The sequence below is a fragment of the Haloferax denitrificans ATCC 35960 genome (genome assembly GCF_000337795.1).
GTDB lineage: Archaea > Halobacteriota > Halobacteria > Halobacteriales > Haloferacaceae > Haloferax > Haloferax denitrificans.
The window spans coordinates 399,063-417,098 of sequence record NZ_AOLP01000019.1; the positions used below are offsets into that span (position 1 = coordinate 399,063).

18 protein-coding genes are annotated in these 18,036 nt (G+C 68.8%); 9 read left to right on the plus strand and 9 right to left on the minus strand.

Annotated elements, in window-relative coordinates; translation table 11 throughout:
- Positions 1-15: 15 nt before the first annotated feature.
- From C438_RS18335 to C438_RS18355, 5 genes are all read left to right on the plus strand, one after another.
- Positions 16-252: a DUF7312 domain-containing protein gene (locus tag C438_RS18335; protein WP_004971211.1), complete on the plus strand. Its 237-nt coding sequence runs from the start codon at positions 16-18 to the stop codon at positions 250-252.
- A gap of 395 nt (positions 253-647) precedes the next feature.
- On the plus strand, positions 648-1,874 hold the full coding sequence (locus tag C438_RS18340) for a restriction endonuclease (RefSeq protein WP_004971212.1): 1,227 nt from the start codon (positions 648-650) through the stop codon (positions 1,872-1,874).
- A gap of 79 nt (positions 1,875-1,953) precedes the next feature.
- The gene (locus tag C438_RS18345) at positions 1,954-2,556 is read left to right on the plus strand and encodes an NfeD family protein (protein WP_004971213.1); all 603 of its coding nucleotides are present in this window, start codon (positions 1,954-1,956) and stop codon (positions 2,554-2,556) included.
- 113 nt (positions 2,557-2,669) lie between these two features.
- A complete protein-coding gene (locus C438_RS18350; protein WP_004971214.1) occupies positions 2,670-3,944 on the plus strand; it encodes an SPFH domain-containing protein in 1,275 nt (424 codons plus the stop codon).
- 82 nt (positions 3,945-4,026) lie between these two features.
- Complete coding sequence (locus tag C438_RS18355) at positions 4,027-4,650, plus strand: winged helix-turn-helix transcriptional regulator (RefSeq protein ID WP_004971215.1); 624 nt, start codon at positions 4,027-4,029, stop codon at positions 4,648-4,650.
- A gap of 224 nt (positions 4,651-4,874) precedes the next feature.
- Here the strand turns inward: C438_RS18355 and C438_RS18360 are convergent, their stop codons facing one another.
- Entirely contained in the window at positions 4,875-5,144 is a 270-nt protein-coding gene (locus C438_RS18360; protein WP_004971216.1) for a DUF7123 family protein, read from the minus strand.
- Between the two features lie 282 nt (positions 5,145-5,426).
- Here C438_RS18360 and aglD point away from each other — a divergent pair, with 282 nt between their 5' ends.
- Positions 5,427-7,301, plus strand: coding sequence for a flippase domain-containing glycosyltransferase AglD (gene aglD / locus C438_RS18365; RefSeq protein WP_004971217.1), 1,875 nt, complete (start codon positions 5,427-5,429; stop codon positions 7,299-7,301).
- Positions 7,302-7,307: 6 nt separating this feature from the next.
- On the opposite strand, the gene yjjX is transcribed toward aglD, so the two are convergent.
- Both yjjX and C438_RS18375 read right to left on the minus strand, forming a co-directional pair.
- Positions 7,308-7,829 (minus strand): inosine/xanthosine triphosphatase, encoded by a 522-nt coding sequence (gene yjjX, locus C438_RS18370; RefSeq protein ID WP_004971218.1) that lies wholly within the window; start codon positions 7,827-7,829, stop codon positions 7,308-7,310.
- Between the two features lie 20 nt (positions 7,830-7,849).
- A complete protein-coding gene (locus C438_RS18375; protein ID WP_004971220.1) occupies positions 7,850-8,644 on the minus strand; it encodes a helical backbone metal receptor in 795 nt (264 codons plus the stop codon).
- 264 nt (positions 8,645-8,908) lie between these two features.
- Between C438_RS18375 and C438_RS18380 the strand changes: the two genes are divergently transcribed.
- From C438_RS18380 to C438_RS18390, 3 genes are all read left to right on the plus strand, one after another.
- Positions 8,909-9,916 carry a transcription initiation factor IIB gene (locus tag C438_RS18380; RefSeq protein WP_004971221.1) on the plus strand — a complete coding sequence of 336 codons (1,008 nt, stop codon included), beginning with the start codon at positions 8,909-8,911 and terminating at the stop codon, positions 9,914-9,916.
- 195 nt (positions 9,917-10,111) lie between these two features.
- Positions 10,112-11,206: a DNA-methyltransferase gene (locus C438_RS18385; RefSeq protein ID WP_004971222.1), complete on the plus strand. Its 1,095-nt coding sequence runs from the start codon at positions 10,112-10,114 to the stop codon at positions 11,204-11,206.
- Between the two features lie 116 nt (positions 11,207-11,322).
- Positions 11,323-11,718, plus strand: coding sequence for a DUF7575 domain-containing protein (locus C438_RS18390; protein ID WP_004971223.1), 396 nt, complete (start codon positions 11,323-11,325; stop codon positions 11,716-11,718).
- Positions 11,719-11,764: 46 nt separating this feature from the next.
- Here the strand turns inward: C438_RS18390 and C438_RS18395 are convergent, their stop codons facing one another.
- From C438_RS18395 to trpC, 6 genes are all read right to left on the minus strand, one after another.
- Entirely contained in the window at positions 11,765-12,943 is a 1,179-nt protein-coding gene (locus C438_RS18395; RefSeq protein WP_004971224.1) for a 3-dehydroquinate synthase II, read from the minus strand.
- 736 nt (positions 12,944-13,679) lie between these two features.
- Positions 13,680-14,090 (minus strand): methylated-DNA--[protein]-cysteine S-methyltransferase, encoded by a 411-nt coding sequence (locus tag C438_RS18400; protein WP_004971225.1) that lies wholly within the window; start codon positions 14,088-14,090, stop codon positions 13,680-13,682.
- Between the two features lie 94 nt (positions 14,091-14,184).
- Positions 14,185-14,985, minus strand: coding sequence for a 2-amino-3,7-dideoxy-D-threo-hept-6-ulosonate synthase (locus C438_RS18405; RefSeq protein WP_004971227.1), 801 nt, complete (start codon positions 14,983-14,985; stop codon positions 14,185-14,187).
- A 24-nt stretch (positions 14,986-15,009) separates the two neighbouring features.
- A complete protein-coding gene (gene trpA / locus C438_RS18410; RefSeq protein WP_004971229.1) occupies positions 15,010-15,888 on the minus strand; it encodes a tryptophan synthase subunit alpha in 879 nt (292 codons plus the stop codon).
- The gene (gene trpB / locus C438_RS18415) at positions 15,888-17,156 is read right to left on the minus strand and encodes a tryptophan synthase subunit beta (RefSeq protein ID WP_004971230.1); all 1,269 of its coding nucleotides are present in this window, start codon (positions 17,154-17,156) and stop codon (positions 15,888-15,890) included. The genes trpA and trpB overlap by 1 nt, the downstream gene beginning before the upstream one ends.
- On the minus strand, positions 17,153-17,908 hold the full coding sequence (gene trpC, locus C438_RS18420; protein WP_049918238.1) for an indole-3-glycerol phosphate synthase: 756 nt from the start codon (positions 17,906-17,908) through the stop codon (positions 17,153-17,155). The genes trpB and trpC overlap by 4 nt, the downstream gene beginning before the upstream one ends.
- Between the last annotated feature and the right edge of the window lie 128 nt (positions 17,909-18,036).

Genomic DNA, 18,036 nt, shown 5'->3' on the forward strand with positions numbered 1-18,036 from the left:
CCTACCCACGAATCGATGTCCCGCGCACCCTCTCCCGAGGCCGACGACGACCGCGACGCTGACGGCGACGGCGAGTGGCGCTTCGGCGTCGACGACGTCGGTCCCGACGGCATCATCGACGACGAACCCGAGATCGAACAACTCCCCATCGAGCCCGAGTCGCCGCGGGCCGAGAACGTCGCGTTCGTCCTCATCGGCGTCCTTCTCGCGGTCGGCCTCATCGTCGTCACCGTGTTCCCGGGCGCGTTCTGAGCGACCCGCCGGACGCCGACCGCGACTCGTCGCAACCGCTGAGGTCGGCCGCCGCTCCGTCTCCGACTTTCCGTTTTGATAATCGGGACTGTTGATTTATGTGACCCCGAGGGAAACCACCGCCAACCACCCGACCGGGACGGGCGAAGCGAGCGACACGGCGCACCCTCCGCGTCGGTCGCCGCGTCGATTCTCCCCGCGGCGCCCCGGGCTCCGACGCCGACGGGGCCGCGCCGGGACGGGCTCGGCCGCCGCGACGGCTTCCCTCCCGGTCGTCGCGCGGCCGCCGAAACCGGCCGCCGCCGGGACGAACACCGAGACGACAAGATGACACACGACCGACGACGCGGACACGACCGACGACCCGCCCCGCCCGACCCGGAGGGACGCGAACAGTGACGAGACTCGTCGAACTCGACCCGGCGAAGTTCGTCCGGTTCCTCGCGGACCTCTGGACCCAGCGGAACTGGCAGACGAACGTCCAGCCCCGCGGCGAGGGGAGATACCTCGTACAGGGCCAGCGCGGCGACGGCACGAAGGGACTCATGCTCGTGCTCCCGGCCGTCGAGATGACCGTCGAAACCGAGCACGTCAAGGGCTTCGTCGCGCACGCGAAAAAGCGCGGCGTCGACACCGTCGTCGTCGCCACCCAAGGCGAGTTCGCCGACGCGGTCCGCGGGTTCACCACGAGCCACGACGTGACGCTGTTCGACCGCGACGAACTCGGCGAGACCGTCGCCGACGAGGGCCTCGAACAGACCGTCAAGCAGTACACCGACGGCGAGGTGTTCGAGACGGCGGAAGTCGAGTTCGGCCTGCCGTTCGACCTGCCCGAACCGGTGGAAGAAGCGCTCGCGTCGCTCCCGATAGCCGCCGCGCGCGAACGGCTCGCCAGACTCCTCGGTGACCGCGGCGGCGACGGTGGGGGCGGCGACAGCGGCGGAGGCGGAGGCGAAAGCGGAAGTAGCGGTGACGGAGACGGCAGAAGCGGCGGCTGGAAGTCCGTCGGGAACACCCTCCGCGACGGACTCCCGTCGTCGGTCGGCGACCTGAAATCGGGGTCGCCGCCGAGCGTTCGGGTCGTCGTGGTCGCCGTGCTGTTGCTCGTGCTCGCGCTCGGCTTCGTCGCCGTGCTCGGCCCGATGGTCGACGGACTCGGCGGGCCGACCGGCGGCGGCGGCGGCGGAGACGAAGGCGGCGTCGCCGTCTCCGCGCTCTCCAGTGCGAGCGCCGACTCGGCCGACGTGGTCGCCCGGTGGAACGCCCGGACGACAGACACGCTTCAGGTGGGCAATCGAACGTACGCCGCGCCGGAGGGAGAGCGGTTCGTCGTCATCGGGCTCAACGCCACGGCCGGGGGCGACGCGCCGGGGACGCTCCCGGAGTCGGCGCTCGCGTTCGAGACCGACGGCGTCAGCTACGGCTACCAACCGCTGTCGAACGCGACCGGCTTCCGCAACGGCGGGCTGTTCGCCCCCGACGAGCGAGCGCACGTCTGGACCGTCTTCTCCGTGCCGACGAACGCGACCACCGGGACCGTCTTCGTCCGGCCGACGAGCGAGGACACCGTGGCGTTCGTCCACGACCGGTCGGTCTCGACCGACCCGAACGACGAGGACTGAGCGGGGAACGTCCGCCCCAGCCGAACCCGCGCCGCGTTCGACCCTCAATCCTTAATCGGGCGACGGCCCTAGACCCGGTATGGCATACCCGCCGCTCCCGTTACAGACCGGTCTCGTCAGTCCCGAGACGCTCCCGCTTTTGCTCGTGCTCGCGGGGCTCGGCCTGTCGCTCGCGGAGGCAATCGCCCCCGGCGCGCACTTCGTCGTCCTCGGCGTCGCCCTCCTCGCGGCGGGGCTGGTCGGCCTCTTCATCGCGCCGCTCGCCGGCCCGATAGCCCTCGGCCTGCTCGTGTTGGTCTTCGGCGCGCTCGCGCTCTACGGCTACCGAGAGCTCGACATCTACGGCGGGAAAGGAGAAGGAAAGACGAGCGACTCGGACGCGCTGACGGGCAAGATGGGGCGCGTCACGGAGCGCGTCACGCCGACCAGCGGCGAGGTCAAACTCGACGAGGGCGGGTTCAACCCGTACTACGCCGCCCGGTCGGTCCACGGCGAGTTAGAAGTCGGAAGCGAGGTCGTCGTCGTCGACCCCGGCGGCGGCAACGTCGTGACCGTCGAGGGCGTCGGCCCCGGCGAGGACGAAATCGACCGCGAACTCGCCCGCGAGCGGGCGCGACGACGACGCGAGGAGTCCGCGGAACGGGACGAAGAACTCGAACGGGAGGGCACGGAAGGCGTCTGACCGCCGTCGGCGGTCCCGATTGGGTGCGACTGAGCGCCACAGCCCCCGAAACCGTCCGACGTGACGGCCGGGCCACACGAATACTTATCATTCTGCCAACCCAAGGCGGGCTTATGGACCTACTTGCCCTCCAGGCGGGGCTGGGTATCGGAGGCGTCGTCGCCGGCCTCCTCGTGCTCGTCCTCGCCATCGTGACGGTGTACCAGATGGTCGAAATCGTGGACGCCTACGAGAAGAAGGCGCTCACGGTGTTCGGGGAGTTCCGACGGCTCCTCGAACCGGGTATCAACTTCATCCCGCCGTTCGTCTCTCGGACCTACGCGTTCGACATGCGGACCCAGACGCTCGACGTGCCCCGGCAGGAAGCGATTACGCGCGACAACTCGCCGGTCACGGCCGACGCCGTCGTCTACATCAAGGTGATGGACGCCAAGAAGGCGTTCCTCGAAGTCGACGACTACAAGCGCGCCGTCTCCAACCTCGCCCAGACGACCCTCCGGGCCGTCCTCGGCGACATGGAACTCGACGACACGCTCAACAAGCGCCAGGAAATCAACGCGCGCATCCGCAAGGAACTCGACGAGCCGACCGACGAGTGGGGCGTCCGCGTGGAGTCCGTCGAGGTCCGCGAGGTCAACCCCAGCGCCGACGTCCAGCAGGCGATGGAACAGCAGACCTCCGCCGAGCGCCGCCGCCGCGCCATGATTCTCGAAGCGCAGGGTGAGCGCCGCTCCGCCGTCGAACAGGCCGAGGGTGAAAAGCAGTCGAACATCATCCGCGCGCAGGGTGAAAAGCAGTCGCAGATTCTCGAAGCGCAGGGTGATGCCATCTCGACGGTGCTCCGCGCGAAGTCCGCCGAGTCGATGGGCGAACGCGCCATCATCGACAAGGGGATGGAGACGCTCGAACGCATCGGACAGGGCGAGTCGACGACGTTCGTCCTCCCGCAGGAACTCACCTCGCTCGTGGGTCGCTACGGCAAACAGCTCACCGGCTCCGACGTACAGGACACGGAAGGCCTCTCCAGCAAGCAGTTCGACGAGGAGACCCGCGAGCTCATCGGCCTCGACGACATCGAGGAGATTCTCGGGCAGATAGACCAGGCCGCCGAGATGGACGTCGAACAGCTCGAACAGGAGGCGGAGGCCATCAAGGCCGGCGCGGAGGTCAACGACATCAAGTCGCCCGACGAGGTCATCGCCGAGGCCGACGAGAGCGAGACCCCCATCAAGTCGTCCGACGAGGTCGTCGCGGAAAGCGAGGGCGAGGGCGCGGACGCCGCGGCCGACGAGTCGGCGGACGCGAACTCCGCGGGCAACGGCCAACCGGCCGCCGACGGCGACGACGACGACGAAAACGAGATGTCCTTCGAGAAGGACCTCGAATAGTCGCATCGACCGACCGTCCCGGATTCGGACGGGTGTGAATGCCGAAGCTCTTTTCTCCGCGCCGTCTCGTATGTGGGAGTAGATGTCGAATCGCCGGGTAGACGAAGACAAGCGCGCGACCCTCCGTCGGTTCGCCGCGCTCGGGGCCGCCACGCCGCTCGTGGGCCTCGGGGGCGGCGACGACGGCGACGACGACTCGTCGGGGTCGAGCGACGCGCGAGACGCCATCGTCGGCTACGTCGCGTCGACGCCCGGCGCGCACTTCTCGAAGGTCCGCGACGACCTCCAGTTGGGTACCGGTGAGACGCAGTACCACCTCCGGAACCTCGTCGACGACGACACCCTCGAAGTCCGCCGCGACGGCGACTACAAGCGGTTTTTCCCCGCGGGACGGTTCTCGGAGTTCGAGCAGGTCGCCCTCGGCTATCTGCGCCGCGACACGCCGCGCGGGATGCTCGTCCACCTGCTTCGGGACCCCGACGCGACGGGGAGCGAACTCGCCGACCGGCTGGGCGTCTCGCGGGCGACGGTGAGCACCTACGCGAAGGAACTCGACGCCGTGGGCCTCCTCTCCCGGGAGGACGGCTACGCGGTCCGCAACCCCGAGACGGTCATCACGCTCCTGATTCGCCACGCCGACTCCTTCAGCTCCGACGCCGCGGCGTTCGCCGACGACGCGGCCGAACTCATCCGGTTCGACCCCTGACCCCCTGACCGGGGCGAGAGTCGGGGAGTCGGTGCCGGCGCTTCTCCGTCGGTTCGGAACACTCAGCGGCGGCGCTGGGACGCGAGAAAACCCGAAAAAGCGGGATGGAACGACGTGGGGTGGGAGACGACGGCGTTCCGGGAGGGGTGGCGCGAGGGGGAACGCGCCGGAGTGCACGCCGGAGGCGGCGTGCGGCGGGGCCTGAGTGAAGCGTCAGCGGGGGCTCAGACGGTCACCTTCCACGTCGTGCCGGAGGAGTAGCCCCACTTCTCGACGGTCACGTCGAAGTCGCCGTCGAGGATGGGGCGCATGTTCGCGCCGACCTCCTTCGCCGAGAGGTCGAGGTCGTCGGCGATGAGGCGGGACTTGAAGTACGTCTTCGCGCCGGCGTTCGAGCGGAGGTAATCGAGGATGCGGCGCTGTTTCTCCGAGAGGCTGGGTCTGGTGTCGAGGGCCTCGCCCTCGACCGCGGCGGCGGAGGCGGTCGTGCTCATACCTACACAGAGAGACGAGACGACTATCAGGGGTTTGGTACGGGAGCTTAACACGTCGCTGTCTTGCGGTTTTCGCCGAAAACGAGCCGTCGGAACGGCCCCACTGCGCCGTCGCAGGTACAGTCGCCTAACAGCCACGCGACGCGGACACATCAACGGGGAGACAGTCGGAGGCGACCGGCACGCCGTCGAACGCCCGAGCGTTCCGAACTGTCCGTCTAAGCGGAGCGTAACGACTCCAAGACAGAAAATTCATACGCGGATAGCGGCCATACGACGACAATGGGTCGCCCGACAGAACGACGCCCGGCCGCCGCGACCGCGGCCGGCGTCGAAGTGAGCGTCGTCCTCCCCGCCTACAACGAGGCGCGGACCATCGAGAACACGGTCCGCGTCACCGTCGAGACGCTCGAATCGTTCCTCCCCGCCGACGCCTTCGAAGTCATCGTGGCCGAAGACGGCTGTGACGACGAGACGCCGGAGATAGCCGACCGGCTGGCCGCCGAGGACGACCGGATTCGCCACTACCACAGCGACGACCGGCTCGGCCGCGGCGGCGCGCTCGAACGCGCCTTCGAGGCCGCCGACGGCGACACGCTCGTCTACTTCGACACGGACCTCGCCACGGACATGCGCCACCTCGAAGAGCTGGTCGAGCGCGTCCGCTCCGGCGAGTACGACGCCGCCACCGGGTCGCGCTGGATGCCCGACCGCGTCGCCGACCGCCCGCCGAAACGCGGCGTTCCGAGCCGCGTCTACAACGGCCTCGTCCGCCTGTTCCTCCGCTCCGACCTCCGGGACCACCAGTGCGGCTTCAAGGCGTTCAGCCGCGAGACGTTCGAGGCGCTCCGCGACGACGTGGAAGACGACCACTGGTTCTGGGACACGGAGATGCTCGTCCGCGCCCAGCGCGCGGGCTTCCGCGTCGCCGAGTTCCCCGTCGATTGGGAGCCGAAAGGCGACACGAAAGTCGACCTCGTCCGCGACATCCTCGGGATGGGGAGCCAGATTCTCCGGACGTGGTGGCAACTCACGGTCCGGCCGCGCATCACCCGCCGGGTGACCATCGCCGCCGGCCTGCTTTTGACCGTCTTCGCGCTCGCGCTGATGACGCTGTACATCGACCCCTCGGAGGTCATTTCGGTGCTCGGCGAGGCCGACCCCGCGCTCGTCGCCGCCGCCGCGGTAATCTACGTCGTCTCGTGGCCGCTCCGGGGGATTCGCTACCGCGACATCCTCGGCGAACTCGGCTATCGCGAGAAGGCGAGCTTCCTCACGGGGGCGATATTCATCAGTCAGACCGGGAACCTCGTGTTCCCCGCCCGCGCGGGCGACGCCGTGCGCGCCTACGTCGTGAAGGCGCGCCGGAACATCCCGTACCCCTCGGGCTTCGCGTCGCTGGCGGTCGAGCGCGTCTTCGACCTGCTCACCATCGCGGGGCTCGCGGGCGTCGTCCTCGTCGGCCTCGCGGCGACCGGCGGCCTCGACGACATCGCCACGGTGCTCGCGACCGGCGTGAGCGGCGGCTCGGTCGACGTGTCCGCCAACGACGTGCGCACCGTCGCCTACGTCGCCACCGGCGTCGGCGTCGTCGCCATCCTCGGCGTCCTCGGCATCGCGCTGTCGGCCCGCGCGGACCGGAACGTCGTCCGGGCGTTCGTCGGCCGGTTCTCGTCGGACTCCTACGTCGAACTCGTCGCGGGCGTCATCGAGCAGTTCGTCTCCGACCTGCAGGCGGTCGCCGGCAACCGCGCCGCCTTCGGTCGCGTCGGCCTGACGAGCCTCGCCATCTGGACCGTCGACGTGGTGACCGCGGTCGTCGTCCTGCTCGCGCTCGGCGTCGACATCGACCCGGTCGTCCTCGTCGGCGTCTCGTTTTTCGCCGTGAGCGTCGGCAACCTCGCGAAGGTGCTTCCGCTGTCGCCCGGCGGCGTCGGCCTGTACGAAATCGCCTTCACGGTGTTCATGGCCGCGCTCGCGCCGGTCACGCCCGCCGCCGCGCTCGCCGCGGCGGTCCTCGACCACGCCGTCAAAAACGCCGTCACCGTCGTGGGCGGCGTCGCCTCGATGCTGTCGCTCAACGTCTCGCTGACGACCGCGGTCGAAGAGAGCGCGGACGTGCGCGACCGCGACCGCGAACTCGCCGAATCGGAGTGAAGGAAGTCAGTACAGGTCGCACCGGAACGGCGCGAACGCGCCCGTCACGGCGGCTTCGAGCGCGTCAGTGCGCGTGAGTCTGCCGCCGGTGAACACGCCCGCCGCGCCCTCGTTTTTCGCGATGTCGTCGGTGCCGAGCACGTCGTCCATCACCGGGCCGAGCTCCTCGCCCGCGTCGATGCGGTCCGCGATGCGGGCGGGAAGCGGGAGGCTCGGCCCCGCCGCGCGGCCGACGCGCTCGCCGTCGGTCGCGGCCGCCCACATCACGAGGTACAGGTCGGTCTCGTCCGTGCCGTCACCGGCCGAGAAGGTCGCAACGCCGCCTTCGATGCCGACGCCGAAGTCGTAGTCGCCGGCGTCGAGCGCCCGCTCCGCGCGGGTGACCGCGCCCGCGATGGTCTCGTCGTTCCCCGTCGGCTGTTCGGAGACGCCGGAGTCGACGACGACCGCCGCCACGGAGGCGTCGGGACAGGTTCGTTCGACCGCGCGCCGCTTCACCGGGTTGCCGCTTCCGACCGCGATGTCCATGTCGGAAGCGCGTCGCCCGGTTATTTCCCTTCGTCGGATTCGGTCGGGGTCGCGGTCGCAGGTTCCCACGGCTCGGGGAGGTCGGCGTCGGGGTGCAACAGCCGCGCGAGGCGGTCGACGCCGGAAACGACGGCCGGACTCGGCTGGTTGAGAAGCGAGTCGTCGACGGCGTGGACCGAAGCGTCGAGGTTCCACCCGCGGGCCTCGAACGCCTCGGGGTCGCCGCGCTCGCCTTTCCCGCAGGGGTGGAGAATCACGTGGTCGGGGTCGGCGGCCGCGACGGTCTCGGGGTCGACTTCGGCGGACCGCTCGCCGGGCGCGACGAGCGGGGCCGAGCCCCCGGCGGCGCGGACGAGGTCGGGGACCCAGTTGCCCGCGGCCATCGGCGGGTCGGCCCACTCCTCGCAGTAGACGGTCGGGCGGTCGCGGCCGGCGACCGCGTCGGCGACGCGGGCGAGGTGGTCGCGGCAGTCCTCCGCGAGCGTCGCGCCCGCGCCGGCGTCGCCCGCGGCGTCGCAGACGACGGGAAACGAGTCGAACACCTCAGCAAGCGTCGCGGGCGCGACGTGGACCACGTCGTAGCCGCGGTCGCGGGCCGCCGCCGCGACGTCCGACTGGAGGTCGTCGCAGGTGCAGACGGCGTCGGCGTCGAGTTCGTCGACCCGGTCGAAGTCGGGGTTCAGCCAGCCGCCGACGACCGGCTTGTCGGTCGGCGAGTGAACGGTCGCCCCGACGACGTGGGCGTCGAGACCGGCGGCGTCGAGGACGGCCGTCGCGCTCGGCGCGAGCGAGACGACGCGAGGGTTCGCGGCCATGCGTAGTCGTAGCAACGTCGCTTCACAGAAGTATGTATCGCGTCGCCGGCCGCCGGTGAGCAACCGGTGAACCGCCGATGAGCCGCCGAATCCATCACGAACCTCAATCGGCCGTGCGACGGCCTCACACGGGGAAACGCCGCCGCTCGCCGAAAGCGATACCAAACCATTTATGCGGTCGTCTGCGGTTGCTGGTGTTACGGACAGCATCCGGGTTCTAGCCGCCTCTAACCACCCATTCCCGGAGCACCCGCCGTCGTATCCATGAGTGAACGAATCTGGACCCGAAACCCCGGCGCACAGGAGCAGGAACGAAACACGCAGAACGGCCGACAGGAGGCCGAGACCGAACAGGAAGACACGAAGGGCGACACGCTTCAGTGCCCCGAGTGCGGCGGTCACGTCGTCACCGACGACGAACACGGCGAGACAGTCTGTAACGACTGCGGCCTCGTCGTGACCGCCGACTCCGTCGACCGCGGCCCCGAGTGGCGCGCGTTCGACGCCCGCGAGAAAGACGAGAAGTCCCGCGTCGGCGCGCCGACGACCAACACGATGCACGACAAGGGCCTGTCGACGAACATCGACTGGCGCGACCGCGACGCGTACGGCAACTCCCTCGGCGCGCGCCAGCGCCAGAAGATGCAGCGGCTCCGCAAGTGGAACGAGCGGTTCCGCACCCGCGACTCGAAAGAGCGCAACCTCAAGCAGGCGCTCGGCGAAATCGACCGCATGGCGTCCGCGCTCGGCCTCCCCGAGAACGTCCGCGAGACGGCGTCGGTCATCTACCGCCGCGCGCTCGACGACGACCTGCTTCCGGGTCGCTCCATCGAGGGCGTCGCCACGTCGTGTACCTACGCCGCCGCCCGCATGGCCGGCGTCCCGCGCTCGCTCGACGAAATCGCGGAGGTCTCGCGCGTCGAGAAGAGCGAGGTCGCCCGCACCTACCGCTACATCGCGCGCGAGCTCTCGCTCGAGGTCAAGCCCGCCGACCCCGAGCAGTACGTCCCGCGGTTCGCCAGCGAGCTCGGCCTCTCCGACGAGTCGAAGATGCGCGCGCGCCAGCTCCTGAAGAACGCCAAGGAGAAGGGCGTCCACTCGGGTAAGTCGCCGGTCGGCCTCGCCGCCGCCGCCGTCTACGCCGCCGCGCTCCTCACCAACGAGAAGACGACGCAGGCCGCCGTCAGCGACGTGGCAGACATCTCCGAGGTCACCATCCGCAACCGCTACCACGAACTCCTCGAAGCCGAGGAGAACCTCGGCCTCGTCTGAGAACCGATTCGGACGCCCGCGCCGGACGACGGTTCGACCCGGACGAAACGACTCGATTTTCGGTTATTCGCCCGCCAGCGGCGGCGCTCGACGCGACGCGCAACCATCGAGTCGCGGGGAGAAGTCGACCGCCGCGGGGCGACCGCCCCCGCGCCGAGGCGAAGGGTTTTGTTTCGGGGCGAACACGTCCGTACGATGCGCACGACGCACGCCCTCGCGGTGGGCGACGCCGCCGACACCGGACTCGCCGACGAGAGCGTGGACCTCGTCGTCACGTCGCCGCCCTACCCCATGATAGAGATGTGGGACGACCTCTTTTCGGCGCGTGACGACGCCGTCGCGGCGGCGCTCGACGCGGGCGACGGCGACGCCGCCTTCGAGGCGATGCACGAACAGCTCGACGCCGTCTGGGACGAGGTGGCCCGCGTGCTCGCGCCCGGCGGGATGGCCTGCGTGAACGTCGGCGACGCGACGCGGAGCCTCGACGGGTCGTTTCGCCAGTACGCAAACCACGCCCGCGTGCTCACCGCGCTCGCCGAACGCGGGCTGACGCCGCTCCCAGACGCCATCTGGCGCAAGCCGACAAACAGCCTGACGAAGTTCATGGGGTCGGGGACGCTCCCGCCGAACGCCTACGTCACGCTCGAACACGAGTACGTGCTTGTGGTCCGGAAGGGCGACCCGCGGTCGTTCCCGCCGGGCGACGAGCGGCGCTACGAGAGCGCCTTCTTCTGGGAGGAGCGCAACCGCTGGTTCTCCGACCTCTGGGAGTTCGGCGGGACCGACCAGCGCCTCGACTCGGGGACCAGAGAGCGCTCGGCGGCGTTCCCCGTCGAACTGCCGCTCCGCCTGATTCGGATGTACTCCGTCTACGGCGACACCGTCTTCGACCCCTTCGTCGGCACCGGGACCACGACGCTCGCGGCCATGCTCGCGGGCCGGGACTCCGTCGGCTACGACCTCGACGCCGACCTCGTCTCGGGGTTCGAACGCCGACTCGACGACCTCCCGAAACGCTCGCGCGCGGAGGTCGAACGCCGACTCGACGCCCATCGGGAGTTCGTCGCCGACCGCGACGAACGACCCGGTCACGACGCCGAACACTACGGCTTCCCGGTCGTGACGAAACAGGAGCGTCGCATCCGGCTGTACCGCGCGTCGTCGGTCGAGGCGTCGGCCGACGGGGCGGACCGCGAGTTCGTCGTCGAACACGAGCCGTTCGACGGGCCAGAGGCGGCCGAGTCGTCGGAGCGACCGCCTGTCTCAGAGGACGGACGGACGACCGACTGAGTTCGAAACACTCGGATTCGGGGGTTTCAGACACATGACGGCGTGCGTCGGTACTAGTTACCCGACTGTCCGACAATCCAGACGTTTAAGAGCGCGGACGACGACGCCAACGAACAATGCCCGATGCTCGTCGTCGCGCCGTCGTCGCCGCCCTCGTCGGCGTGGTTGGTGCCTCGCTCGGAATCGCCGGGGCCGGCCACGTCTACCTCCGCGAGTGGCGACGCGCGATTGCGTGGTTCACCTTCGTCTTCGGCGCGGCGCTGGTGTTGCTCTCGACGTTCGCCGACCCGGCGACCGTGACGGTGGACTCAGTTCCGAGAGAGGTGCTTTTCCCCGTCTTCGGACTGCTGTTTCTGAGCGCGCTCGACGCCTACCGCGTCGGACGTCGCCCGCGCGGTCGCAACGCGAACGGCGAGCCGACCTGCCCGGTCTGCGGCGGCGAACTCGACCGAAACCTCGACTTCTGTCCGTGGTGTGCGACGGAACTCGAATGGTACACGGTCGAAGGCTGACGCTCGACGGGCGGCGCTCGGCTTCGAAAAAACGTCCCTCCGTCCGTTACTTCTCGATGATGCTCTCTTCGACGGCCTCGCCGAAGTGGCGAGCCGTGTCCTCGTAGTAGATGAGCATCTCGTCGCCGGGTTCGAGGTCGGTGACCGCGGTCCGGCCCTCGCGGGTGTGGACCTTGATTGTCTCGGCGTTCTGGAGGAGCGTCGTGACGCGGTCGCCCTCGTAGTCCGCGGAGATGCGGAACATCGGCCGCTTTTCGATTTTCACGCGCCCGACGATGGCCTCGCGGGTGTTGCCGTTCGTGTCGATGAGCTGTACCTCGTCGCCGCTTTCGAGTTCGGAGAGATAGACCGTGCCGCCGTCGGGGGTCCGCGCGTAGGCGTGGACCGCGCCGGCGTTGACTCTAAACGGCCGGGACGCGACGTACGGGGACTTCGCCGTCTCAGCGTGGACGAAGAACAGGCCGCGGGCCATCGAGCCGACGAGCATCCCCTCGTCGTGGTCCATGATGGTTCCCGTGTCGACGCAGACCCGGTCGGCCATGCCCGTGCGTTCGACCTCCGTGACCTCGGCCCAGACGAGGTCGAGCGACTCGCGTTCGGCCTCGTCGCGGACCTCGACGGTCTTTCGAATCTCGTCGGGGTCGTCGCTGTCGAGGAGGACGCCGTCGGAGCCGAGTTCGAGCGTCTCGAAGGCGGTCTTGGCTTCCTCGGCGGTCGTGACGCCCGCGATGAGGTCGGTCTCCTCGCCGATGCGGGCGATGAGGTTCTCGAGCGGGATGATGGTCCAGTCCTCGCCGATGACGATGGTGTAGTCGCCGTCGCGGGCGGCCTCCTCGGCGAACGCCTCGTAGTCCTTGCTCAGGATTCGGACGTACGAGCCGTTTGCGAGGTCGTCGCCGCGGCGGAGCGTCGTCAGGTCGGCAGAGCCGGAGAAGTCCGAGGGGAGTTCGACGGTCGCGTCGCCCTCGCCGTCCTTGCCGACGATGTAGGCGTCGGCGAGCGCCGCGGGCTCTCCGTCGTCTTCCTCTGCTTCCATCACGTGGACGTCCGCGTCGGTCCGGAACGCGGCGATGTTGACGTCGCCGAGTTCGCGCACCTTCTCGACGTCGGCCTCGTCGACGAGGACCCAGTCGACGCCGGCTTCCAGTCCGGCCGTGATGCGTCGCTTCCGCGTCTCCCAGTCGCCGACCGCGTCGTCGGCTTTGAGCCAGACGCTTCGTGTCATTATCGACTTCACTCGGTGGGCGGGCTTGAACGTGGCGAATGAATCAACGGACGGCGAACGGATAGCGCACGGACGGCGACGGGTCGCTTGGCCGCCCTGACTGAATTCTATATCGCGCCATGAGATTTATCAGGGAGAAATTGGGGGTAAATCGACGGTCGGACGGCGATTCCAACCGCCAACGCGAGTCGAACGAGAGAGGCGACTCGCCTCGCTCAGTTACCACTCAACTCCCATCGAGTCGGCGGTTTGGTCGTTCGACTCGGGTTGGGTGCCTGCGACCTCGAAGGACAGCGGGCCTCACGCGTGAATCGTGAGTGCATCATCACCGGTGTGTCAGTCATCGAGTTCGTCAGTTCCACGAACATAGAACACAGCGACCACATCCGAATCCCAACCCCGACGTTCGAGGGTGACGACGGAGGCGATTCGTCCAGCATCGACACCCGTCGCTGGAATCGACCGCGTGGAACACCGTTTCGGAACTCCGGGTTCGAGGCTGGAAGACACATCGCGGTCGGAATCGAACGTCGTTTTCTGTCTCTCACTCTGTCGGCGAATACGGTAGCCCGGACAGGCAACTAACGTCGAGTCACGAACGCGGTTCCGCGAACGGCGCGTCAGAACGCTGGGAAAAGCTGGTTTCGCGGGGTACTCGGAGCGACTCACACACCGACCACGACAGTTCTCGGTCGGTTCGACAGTCAATAAACCAATTATGGCGATACGAAATCAGTCAAAACGCGTCCAGCCCCGTCTGGACCGCGCCGCGCTCGTGGTCGAGGAGCGCGCGCTTCAGGTCGACGCCGCCGGCCGCGGAGAAGCCGCCGAGGGAGTCCGCGCCGACGACGCGGTGGCACGGGACGACGAGCGGGACCGGATTCCGTCCGCAGGCCTGTCCGACGGCGACCGCGTGGCTGTCGAGTTCGGCCGCGACCTCGCCGTAGGTACGCGTCTCGCCGTACGGAATCGACGCCATGACGCGCATCACGTCGCCGGTAAAGGAGTCGGGAAACCGAACCTCGATATCGAACTCGCGGCGCTCGCCGTCTTCGTACTCGGCGAGTTGGTTTCGGAGCGAGTCGGCAGAACACCCGACGAGCCGTTCGTCCACGTCGACCGCGAACTCCCACATCGTGACGCGCATACTCGGGGTTCGCGCTCGGCGGATATCTATCTGTAGGCTGAGACTGTCGAAGGAAGCAGGAAGGCGTCGGAAAAACGGAGTCGCGTGAGTCGCGTTACGCCTCGATGCCGAGCCCGGCGCGTTCGAGGGCCGTATCGGCGTCGGCGTCGTCGTGGATAACGGCGCTCACGGCGCGGGTGATGGCCTCGGGGTTCTCGTGCTGGAAGATGGAGCGGCCCATGGAGACGCCGGCCGCGCCGGCGTCCATCGTGCCGCGGACCATCTCGACCGTCTCGCGGTCGGTGCCGCGACTGCCGCCGGCGATGACGACCGGCAGGCGCGTGGCCTCGACGACGCGGCCGAAGGACTCCGCGTCGCCGCTGTAGGCCGTCTTCACCACGTCGGCACCGACCTCCTCGGCGAGGCGGACGGCGTGGGCGAGCGCCTCGGGGTCCTGTTCGTCGATGCCGGGGCCGCGGGCGTAGGACATCGCGAGGACGGGCACGCCGAAGTCGGCGGCGCGGGAACAGAGGTCCGCGAGTTGCGTCATCTGGTCGGGTTCGTAGTCCGAGCCGACGTTGATGTGGAAGGAGACGGCGTCGGCACCGACGCGGAGGGCGTCTTCGACGGTGCCGGTGAGTCGCTTGTCGTTTTCGTCCGGGCCGATGACCGTCGAGCCGTTTACGTGGACGATGTAGCCTTTGCCGTTCTTGTTCGGGTGGACGCGCGGCGCGGTGCCCTTGTGCGTGAGGACGGCGTCGGCGCCGCCGCGCGTGATGCCGTCGATGGTGGACTCGATGTCGACGAGGCCCGTGACCGGGCCGAGGGTGATGCCGTGGTCCATCGGGACGATGAGGTATCGCCCGTCTGTGGAGATGCGTTCGAGTCGTGCGGAGAGTCCGATGTCGGTGTTCATGTATGAGAAAGGGTGGCAGAGTGGTTATGTGCGTTCCGGATGCGGTGGGCGTTGCGACGCGCCCGCTACCGCACCGTCTTTGAGTTCGCGGGCGAGCGTTTCGAGGCGGTCGGCGACCGTTTCGGCGTCGTCGCCGTTCTCGTGGCCCTCGGCGACGATGTCCACGAGCGCGCTCCCGACGATGATGCCGTCGGCACCGCTGGCGACGATGCGCTCGGCGTGGTCGCCGCTACTGATGCCGAAGCCGACCGCCTTGGGCACGTCGTAGTCGGCGAGTCGTTCGAGCGACGAGCCGGTCTGGTCGGAGACGCTCGACTGCGCGCCCGTCGTGCCGAGGCGCGCCTGCACGTAGACGTAGCCCGAGACCTGTTCCATGATGCGGTCGAGGCGGTCGCCGCGGGTCGTCGGCGCGACGATAAAGACGAGGTCGAGCCCGAACTCGTCGCAGGCCTCGCGGAGCGGGTCGGCCTCCTCGGCCGGCAGGTCGGGGACGACGAGGCCCTCGATGCCGACCTCGGCGGCCTTCTCGACGAACGGCCGCGGGCCGTTACTCGCGGTTTCACCGCTCGTATTCGAGGCGCGTTGCGCCTCGCTCTCGTCGCCGTAGCGGTAGATGAGGTTGTAGTAGGTCATGCAGACCAGCGGCACCGACACGTCGAGGTCCTCGACGAACTCGAAGAAGCGCGTCGGCGTCATGCCGCCTTCGAGCGACCGAACCACCGCGTTCTGGATGGTCGGTCCCTCGGCGATGGGCTCCGAGAACGGAAGCCCGAGTTCGATGACGTCCGCGCCGCCGCGTTCGAGCGCCTCGACGTATTTCAGCGAGGACTCGTAGTCCGGGTCGCCGGCGGCGAGGTAGGGGACGAACGCCGGGCCGTCGGCGAAGGCGTCTTCGAGCGACATCACAGCCCCCCCGTGAACTCGTCCATGTTCGGCGCGATGTCGATGTCGCGCTCGTAGGTCTCCTCGATGGCCGATTCGAGGTCCTTGTCGCCGCGGCCGGAGACGTTGACCACGACGTACTCGCCGAGGCCGTCCGCGTCCGCGGAGTCGGGCGCGTCGGGACCGACGACCGATTCGAGGTAGCCGAACGCGTGGGCCGACTCCAGCGCGGGGATGATGCCCTCCATCTGCGAGAGCCGGTGGAACGCGGTCAGCGCCTCGTCGTCGTCGACGTTGACGGCAGTGACGCGGCCGGTGTCGACGAGGTACGCGAGTTCGGGGCCGACGCCGGCGTAGTCGAGGCCCGACGACACCGAGTGCGACTCCATAATCTGGCCGTCGCGGTCCTGTAGGAGTCGGGTGCGAGCGCCGTGGAGGATGCCCTCCGTGCCGGTCGTGAGCGACGCCGAGTTGGGTGCGACGCCGGCTTCCTCGTCGACTTCGAGCGTCGAGCCGCCGGCCTCGACGGCGTAGAGCGCGGTCTCCTCGTCGTCGACGAACTCGGCGAACGCGCCCATCGTGTTCGAACCGCCGCCGGCGCAGGCGACGACGGCGTCGGGGAGCCGACCGAGCTTTTCGGTGGCCTGCGTGCGGGCCTCCTCGGAGATGACCGACTGGAAGTCCCGGACCATGCTCGGGAACGGGTGCGGGCCGACGACGGAGCCGATGACGTAGTGGGTGTCTTCGACGTTGGTCGCCCAGTCGCGCATCGTCTCGGAGATGGCCTCCTTGAGCGTGCCGCGGCCGACGGTGACGGGGTTCACCTCCGAGCCGTTGAGCTTCATCCGGAAGACGTTGGGGCGCTGGCGGTTGATGTCGCGTTCGCCCATGTAAATCTCGCAGGGCATATCGAGGTGCGCGCAGGCCATCGCCGTGGCGGTGCCGTGTTGGCCCGCGCCGGTCTCGGCGATGATGCGCTCTTTGCCCATGTACTTCGCCAGTAAGACCTGTCCGAGGGCGTTGTTGAGCTTGTGCGCGCCGCCGTGAAGCAGGTCCTCGCGCTTGAGGTAGACCTCGCGGTCGTAGCGCTCGGAGAGCCGGTCCGCGCGCTGGAGGGGCGTCGGCCGCCCGCCGAAGTCCCGCAGTCGCGCGCGGAAGTCGTCCATGAAGCCGTCTTCGTTGTCGAGGACGTACCGCTCGTACGCGTCGGTCAGTTCCTCGATGGCCGGCATGAGGGCCTCGGGAACGTACTGTCCGCCGTAGTCGCCGAATTTGCCGTCTGCGCTCATTGTGTGAGTGTCTCCGTGTTCCGTCGTACGTCGCCGTCCATGATGGCGGTCCCGACGAGGAGGGCGTCGGCACCGGCCTCGCGCATCCGCGTCGCGTCGTCGACCGTCTTCACGCCGCTTTCGGCCACGAGAAGCACGTCCTCGGGCGCTTCGGGCGCGAGTTCCTCGAACGTGCCGAGGTCGACTTCGAGTTTCCCGAGGTCGCGGTTGTTGATGCCGACGATGTCGGCGCCGGCCGCGAGCGCCGCCGTGAGTTCCTCGCGCGTGTGGACCTCCACGAGCGGCTGGAAGCCGCGGTCGCGGGCCGCCTCGACGAGGGCCGGGAGGTCCTCGCCGACGAACCGCGCGATGAGGAGCACGAGGTCGGACTCGACCACGTCCAGTTGGGCCTCGTGCATGACGAAGTCCTTGCGGAGCACGGGCACGTCGACGGCCTCGCGGATGCGCCGAAGCGACTCGGCGGAGCCGCCGAAGTGCTCGGGTTCGGTGAGGACCGACAGCGCCGTCGCGCCGCCGGCGACCATCTCGCGGGCCAGTTCGACCGGGTCGTCCTCGCGGACGCCCTCGGTCGTCGGACTCGTGGGCTTCACCTCGGCGATGACGGGAACCCGGCCCGCGGCCTCCGTCTCGGCCACGGCCTCGGGGAACGACCGCGCGTCGACCGACACGCGCGTCTCCCCGCCGGGTCGCTCCCGCGCGGCCTCCAGGATGGCGCGCACGTCGGGAGCTAATTCGTCTCCACTAGCGTTCATTGATGTACACTAACGCACGTATCTGTACATAAGACTTGCGTCGGCGGGGACACTCACCGTCTCTCGCGTGTTCGCGTTCGCGGGCGAGCGCGCGCGACCAGCGAACTCGAACCGAACGCGGTCGGCCG

Excerpts from the sequence above, each read along its gene's own strand:
- C438_RS18335 (WP_004971211.1), top strand. The coding sequence starts at position 16 with ATGTCCCGCGCACCCTCTCCCGAGGCCGACGACGACCGCGACGCTGAC.
- C438_RS18345 (WP_004971213.1), top strand. The coding sequence starts at position 1,954 with ATGGCATACCCGCCGCTCCCGTTACAGACCGGTCTCGTCAGTCCCGAG.
- C438_RS18350 (WP_004971214.1), top strand. The coding sequence starts at position 2,670 with ATGGACCTACTTGCCCTCCAGGCGGGGCTGGGTATCGGAGGCGTCGTC.
- C438_RS18355 (WP_004971215.1), top strand. The coding sequence starts at position 4,027 with ATGTCGAATCGCCGGGTAGACGAAGACAAGCGCGCGACCCTCCGTCGG.
- C438_RS18360 (WP_004971216.1), bottom strand. The coding sequence starts at position 5,144 with ATGAGCACGACCGCCTCCGCCGCCGCGGTCGAGGGCGAGGCCCTCGAC.
- aglD (WP_004971217.1), top strand. The coding sequence starts at position 5,427 with ATGGGTCGCCCGACAGAACGACGCCCGGCCGCCGCGACCGCGGCCGGC.
- yjjX (WP_004971218.1), bottom strand. The coding sequence starts at position 7,829 with ATGGACATCGCGGTCGGAAGCGGCAACCCGGTGAAGCGGCGCGCGGTC.
- C438_RS18375 (WP_004971220.1), bottom strand. The coding sequence starts at position 8,644 with ATGGCCGCGAACCCTCGCGTCGTCTCGCTCGCGCCGAGCGCGACGGCC.
- C438_RS18380 (WP_004971221.1), top strand. The coding sequence starts at position 8,909 with ATGAGTGAACGAATCTGGACCCGAAACCCCGGCGCACAGGAGCAGGAA.
- C438_RS18385 (WP_004971222.1), top strand. The coding sequence starts at position 10,112 with ATGCGCACGACGCACGCCCTCGCGGTGGGCGACGCCGCCGACACCGGA.
- C438_RS18390 (WP_004971223.1), top strand. The coding sequence starts at position 11,323 with ATGCCCGATGCTCGTCGTCGCGCCGTCGTCGCCGCCCTCGTCGGCGTG.
- C438_RS18395 (WP_004971224.1), bottom strand. The coding sequence starts at position 12,943 with ATGACACGAAGCGTCTGGCTCAAAGCCGACGACGCGGTCGGCGACTGG.
- C438_RS18400 (WP_004971225.1), bottom strand. The coding sequence starts at position 14,090 with ATGCGCGTCACGATGTGGGAGTTCGCGGTCGACGTGGACGAACGGCTC.
- C438_RS18405 (WP_004971227.1), bottom strand. The coding sequence starts at position 14,985 with ATGAACACCGACATCGGACTCTCCGCACGACTCGAACGCATCTCCACA.
- trpA (WP_004971229.1), bottom strand. The coding sequence starts at position 15,888 with ATGTCGCTCGAAGACGCCTTCGCCGACGGCCCGGCGTTCGTCCCCTAC.
- trpB (WP_004971230.1), bottom strand. The coding sequence starts at position 17,156 with ATGAGCGCAGACGGCAAATTCGGCGACTACGGCGGACAGTACGTTCCC.
- trpC (WP_049918238.1), bottom strand. The coding sequence starts at position 17,908 with ATGAACGCTAGTGGAGACGAATTAGCTCCCGACGTGCGCGCCATCCTG.